General features: G+C 35.1%; 5 protein-coding genes. 4 read left to right on the top strand and 1 reads right to left on the bottom strand.

What is annotated here, in order from left to right; genetic code table 11:
* Positions 1-187: hypothetical protein (locus tag AABM59_RS09760; RefSeq protein WP_338408779.1), on the top strand; the 187-nt coding region annotated here is incomplete at its 5' end.
* Between the two features lie 31 nt (positions 188-218).
* Positions 219-1,340 (top strand): ATP-binding protein, encoded by a 1,122-nt coding sequence (locus tag AABM59_RS09755; RefSeq protein ID WP_338408778.1) that lies wholly within the window; start codon positions 219-221, stop codon positions 1,338-1,340.
* Positions 1,341-2,187: 847 nt separating this feature from the next.
* Here AABM59_RS09755 and AABM59_RS09750 read toward each other — a convergent pair.
* On the bottom strand, positions 2,188-2,571 hold the full coding sequence (locus AABM59_RS09750; protein ID WP_338408777.1) for an HU family DNA-binding protein: 384 nt from the start codon (positions 2,569-2,571) through the stop codon (positions 2,188-2,190).
* A gap of 1,450 nt (positions 2,572-4,021) precedes the next feature.
* On the opposite strand from AABM59_RS09750, the gene AABM59_RS09745 reads away from it, so the two are divergent.
* Complete coding sequence (locus AABM59_RS09745) at positions 4,022-4,972, top strand: GDP-L-fucose synthase (RefSeq protein ID WP_338408776.1); 951 nt, start codon at positions 4,022-4,024, stop codon at positions 4,970-4,972.
* A 61-nt stretch (positions 4,973-5,033) separates the two neighbouring features.
* Positions 5,034-5,613 (top strand): GDP-mannose 4,6-dehydratase (locus tag AABM59_RS09740; RefSeq protein WP_338408775.1); only part of this gene is annotated, 580 nt, incomplete at its 3' end.

Genomic DNA, 5,613 nt, shown 5'->3' with positions numbered 1-5,613 from the left:
CTCACCACTCACAACTCACAACTTACCACTCACAACTTACCACTCACCACTTACCACTCACCACTTACCACTCACCACTTACCACTCACCAAACAACCCAGAACCCCAGACTTCAAATAATCAATTTATTGATTTTTTAGTATTCAAATCCGTAAAAGTTGCTATTTTTAGGGATTTGAATCCGTAAAAGTTGTATTTTTGTTTTTTAAAGCTTCGTTATGATTGAAAGAATCCTTGAAAAAATAGTTGAAAGTAAACTACATACGGGGAAAGCCATCGTTTTGCTTGGTGCTCGGCAAGTGGGTAAAACTACCTTATTGAAAATGCTTTTTGGCACTTTAGAAGAAGTGTTGTGGTTGAATGGTGATGAAATGGATGTACAAGCTATTTTTGCTGCCATTTCAGCCACACGATTAAAAGCTATTTTTGGAAACAAAAAAATTATTATTATTGATGAGGCGCAACGGATACAAGATATCGGATTGCGAATGAAACTCATAACCGATCAAATTCCGGAAGTTCAATTAGTTGTTACGGGAAGTTCCTCTTTTGAATTGGCCAATAAACTCAATGAACCTTTAACGGGACGCAAGTGGGAGTATAAAATGTTTCCATTGTCTTTTGCAGAAATGGTAGCACATCATGGTTTATTGGAAGAAAAGCGACTTTTGGCACACCGCATGGTATATGGGTATTACCCTGATGTGGTGAATCATGCAGGAATGGAAAAAGAAATTCTCAAACAGCTATCCAATAGTTATTTGTATAAAGACGTACTGTTATTAGAACAAATAAAAAAACCAGAAGGACTCATCAAATTACTACAAGGATTGGCCTATCAAGTAGGTTCTCAGGTCTCTTATAATGAATTGTCCCAACTCACAGGTCTTGATGCCAAAACAGTAGAGAAATATATCGAAGTATTAGAGCAGACTTTTATTGTATTTCGATTGGGGTCTTTTAGTAGAAATCTTCGTTCTGAACTCAAAAAAAGCAGGAAAATCTATTTTTATGACAATGGAATTCGGAATGCATTGATAGCTAATTTTAATCAAGTAGAAAACCGTATGGATGTAGGTGCTTTATGGGAAAATTTTATGGTTTCTGAACGAATGAAATACACTCAATATTCTCAAAATTGGGCTAATTCGTGGTATTGGCGTACCAAAGAGCAAAAAGAAATTGATTATATCGAAGAACAAGACGGTGTTTTAACAGCCTTCGAATTCAAATGGAATCCGGATGCTAAACATAAAATGCCCAAGCTGTTTTTAGAAACCTATGCTGGAAGTGAATTTAAAATTATACATCGTGATAATTTGGAGGATTTTTTGATGTAGGAAAAGAGAATCGTTTAGGAGAGTTTAATCGTTTAGGAAAGTTTAATCGTTTAGGAAAGTTTAATCGGTTAATCGTTTCTAGAATTATTTAATTTCAATTAACTAGTTAACCCACAACTCCCCACTCAGAACTCCCTTCTCCCTTCTCCCTTCTCCCTTCTCACTTCTCCCTTCTCACTTCTCACTTCTCACTTCTCACCAAACAACCCACCATTCACTGTCATCCGGAGCTTGTCGAAGGACACTTCTCACCAAACAACCCAATACTCATCAACCCAAACCCAAAAAAAATCTAATTTTTTTCAAAAAAACAGCATCACATAACGCCACATTTTACTACATTTATACCCTAATTCGATAAGGTAACTGAAATTACCCGAGGTCTTACATTAAAAATACGCTCAAAAAACGAGGTTCTAGCCAGTGATTTTGAGCTTTTTTTATGGAATATAGGGAACTATAATTGCGTTTTTCGAGTCCAAAAAAGGAAGCAGAATCCCTGCGGAACTAGCAAATAAATCATTAAAAAAGGTTGTGTGCTTTATTTTAAATGGCATTTTGGACTGTTTTTGAAGAGTAAAAACAATGTATATCGATCCATTTCGCACTCGAATTATCGAAAAATGCGACTATTTTAATAGTATTTACCCAAAAAAGAGAGGGTTTTCAAATCGTCCTGATGCAAGTTGGGCTTCGTCTTGATGAAGTAATTGTCTCGTCCTGACGAAACGTTTGTCTCGTCTCGACGAATTGACGAAAATTTTCGTAAATAAAAGAGCAAAAAAAAGCCTCGGGCACTGAAATACCCGAGGTCTTACATTTAAAATACAATAAAAAAAACGAGGTTCTAGCCTGCTTTTTTGAAGGTTATGCCACTTAACATCGTGCGCATTTTTTTTCCAGGACGGAACAAAATACGACTCTTGGTGATGGCAGTGGCGCTAACTTCGGCAGCAGTGTCGCTTCCAGTAGAACTAATGCCTACCTGAAAATTACCCAACCTACCTAGTTTTACGATTCTACCTTGACCTAGTTCGCCAATGATGTTGTGCTCTAAAGCCATCAATACGGCATAACAGTCGGTTTCGGTAACCGTACATTGATACGAAATCAGCTCCGCGAGCCTATCTAAATCAACATCGCCATCTGCAATTGCAGCGGCATAAAATTTTTCAGGGGCAGTCAGGTCCTGAGGATTTTTTCTAGACTGTGTTTTGAATTTAATTGCCATTTTTTTTTGGAATTAAATTAATAAATAAAAAATTTAGTCCTAGTATACTGACAAAGAGTATCTAACTGACTTTTTCAAAGATAAAACCTTCTTGCGGTTATAGAAAGCCAAACTTATTCACAATTGGCTTGAGTTTTTAACAATAGAAAGGTTCTGTTTATTTTATATAAAATATTGATAATGATATAGTTAAATACAAAATAATGTCAAAAAACCTTTAAAATTGAGGAAATAACAAATTACCGATTGTAAAAAACGCTTAGAAACTTTATTTTTTGGGAGTGTATTAGAAAAAAAAGATATTTTCAGAACGTAAAAGAATAATTTGTTTTTATAAAAAGCTAATTAGGGTCTGGGAATAGTTGTTTTGTGGTTTTGGAAAGGGCAAGCAGTCAAGTGTAGCTGATCGGATGATTCAATGTATTAATGGCATATCCTCAAACGGTATAATTCAAATCTTAAAAACCCATTAGTCCCATTCTGCAATACTTTCCTATAGTCCAAAATCAACAACTAAGAACTTAGAAACACCATTCACTGTATAGAAAAGGGGAATCGATTACGAGAAGTTTAATTGTTTAATCGTTTTAAAACTATTACTTTTAGAATTAAAATATAAATATTAAAGATCGATTGACTAGCGAATCAGTTAATACACAATAGACTACCGACAGCCCACAACTCACACCGCACAAAATAAATGAAAAATGAGGAAACCCGTAAAAAGCGTGTTCGTATAAAAACTACTTTTGTGGCAAATGTCATAGGAAAGCCAAATGCTTTTTTGGGATACCAGCAAAAGAGCAAGTACAATAGGGCGTAGATATATTATAAATAGAACTCAAAGCGTATTGTTTGAATGGCAGTGATGTGTTTTTGTAGTATTAATTTATATACCTAATTTGGTTTTTAAGGCACTAATTTCTCATTTTATACTGCTAAATATGGGCTAACTCTGGGCTAATCATTAGATGGTTCTTTTGTATTTTTGCACGCAAAATTGGAAACTTGGGTAAGTACAATACCTCTACAAATTAGGACCACTTGATTCATTGAAAATTATTAATTTAGTCAAGTGAAAATTATGAAAAGAAGTAGAAGAAAATGGGATACCGTATTCAAAGCTAAAGTTGCTATTGAAGCATTAAAAGAACAAGAGACAGCAACGAACTCAAAGCGTATTATTTTGAATGGCAGTGACATGTAGTTTTTGTTAGTTTTGTAGTGTTAATTTACATACCTAATTTGGTTTTTGAGGCACTAATTTTGCATTTTTTATACTATATTTACGTTTTAAATTTCAAAGTTATTTCTGATTGTTATTGGGAGTAGGAAGGGCGAAGCCATGGTAATCATTTTGAGAAAGATGTCTAGTTTAACCTAAAAATTAAATTTTACATTCAAATAAATGATTAACCACTTAACCAATAAATTGTAAAGTTTCATTTTTATGGACATAAATACTAAAATATATATTGCAGGCCATAATGGAATGGTGGGTTCGGCGATATGGAGAGTCTTGACTTCAAAAGGATATACGAATCTAATTGGTGTTTCGAGTGCTGTATTGGATTTGAAAAACCAGCAAGCAGTTAGCGATTTCATTGCAACTGAGAAGCCTGATGTGATTATCGATGCGGCAGCAAAAGTGGGTGGTATTTTAGCCAATTCGAATTTCCCCTACCAATTTATCATGGAAAACCTGCAAATCCAGAATAATTTGATTGATTCGGCTTTACAAGCAGGAATTGAAAAATTTATTTTCCTAGGTAGTTCTTGCATTTATCCCAAATTAGCACCACAGCCACTAAAAGAAGCCTATTTACTTACTGGAGAGTTAGAGCCCACAAACGAATGGTATGCAGTAGCTAAAATAACTGGTGTTAAGGCCTGTCAAGCAATCCGCGAGCAATTTGGTAAAGATTATGTCAGTTTGATGCCGACGAATTTATACGGCACCCATGATAATTTCGATTTAACTTCTTCGCATGTTTTACCGGCGATGATGCGTAAATTTCATGAAGCCAAGGAGAACAATCATGCTCCTGTAACTCTTTGGGGTAGCGGTACACCCATGCGGGAGTTTCTATTTGTAGATGATATGGCCAGAGCTGTAGTTTTTGCATTAGAAAATAAACTCCCAGATTATTTGTACAATGTGGGAACAGGAGAGGATTTAACTATAAAACGACTAGCACTTACTATTCAAAAAATTGTAGGTCATGAAGGTGAAATTATTTGGGATGCTACCAAGCCTGATGGAACTCATAGAAAATTGATGGATGTTTCAAAAATGCATGCTTTAGGATGGAAACACCAAGTGAATTTAGAAGAAGGAATCCAAAAGACCTACGACTGGTTTTTGGAAAATAATAACGAGTACAAGGAAGTAAAAATGTAAATTTTTTGCCATTTTTCACCCATCGTAAAAATGAACAACAAATAACAAACAACGAAATTAAATGAATACCAAACCACAAAAAATAGCATTCGTAACAGGAGTAACCGGCCAAGACGGCGCATACCTATCAGAATTCTTACTAAAAAAAGGATATATTGTTCATGGTTTAAAAAGGCGTTCCTCTTTGTTTAATACAGATAGAATCGATCATTTATACCAAGATCCTCATGTAGATAACCGTAATTTTATATTACATTACGGCGATATGACCGATAGTACGAATTTAACCCGTTTGATCAAAGAAATTCAACCAGACGAAATTTACAATCTAGCGGCCATGAGTCATGTCGCTGTTTCATTTGAAATGCCAGAATATACAGGAAATGCAGATGGATTAGGAGCTTTACGTATCCTTGATGCGGTTCGTTTGTTGGGATTGGAAAAAAAAACACGTATTTATCAAGCTTCGACATCTGAATTATATGGCAAAGTACAGGAAGTACCACAATCAGAAACAACTCCTTTTTATCCACGTTCTCCTTATGCTGTTGCCAAGATGTACGCGTTTTGGATTACGGTCAATTACAGAGAGGCATATGGCATGTATGCTTGTAATGGAATCTTATTTAATCACGAATCAC

The organism is uncultured Flavobacterium sp. (assembly GCF_963925185.1).
In the GTDB taxonomy this organism is placed as follows: Bacteria; Bacteroidota; Bacteroidia; order Flavobacteriales; family Flavobacteriaceae; genus Flavobacterium.
Note: the sequence above shows the minus strand (reverse complement) of the source record. Positions and strands in the feature narration are given on the sequence as shown.